General features: G+C 46.5%; 1 protein-coding gene. It reads left to right on the forward strand.

Annotation, left to right across the window (positions count from 1 at the left end; genetic code table 11):
* The coding region (locus R7190_RS30565) for an MFS transporter (protein WP_411978110.1) at positions 1 to 523 on the forward strand (523 nt) is incomplete at both ends.

A 523-nucleotide genomic window follows, 5' to 3' on the forward strand; every position in this document is an offset into this window, starting at 1 on the left:
AACCGAATAGCCATGAATCGACTTCATTGTCATTCAAACAGATTGCAAAACTCAATCATGCAGCGATCATCGGTTGCGTCGTATCTGGTTTAACCTTGGGTGCGATTTACGGTCTTATGCCTGTTGAATTGGCGAACCGTAAAATTACCCACCAAGACATTGGTACGCTTATGGCGTTGGTGATCCTTGGCGGCATGTTGGTTCAACCTATGGTGACCACATTAAACAAATACATGAGCCGAACAGTCTTAATGGCGTTTTTCTGTATTTTGGGTATTTTCTCTATCGGTTTGACGTTCGTCTCTACGTCTACCGCAATGTTGGCGGCGTCGCTTTTCCTATTGGGCATGGCCACGTTTGCTCTATACCCAGTGGCAATCAACCTCGGCTGTGAAGGACTTGATGAACGCTTTATTGTCTCTGCAACTCAAGTCATGCTGTTTAGCTACAGCGTAGGCTCAGTAGCAGGCCCAGTGGTCGCAGACAAATTTATGGGCCAAGTACACGGCTTGTTGGGTTACTT

Source organism: Vibrio sp. 1078-1 (assembly GCF_033340475.1).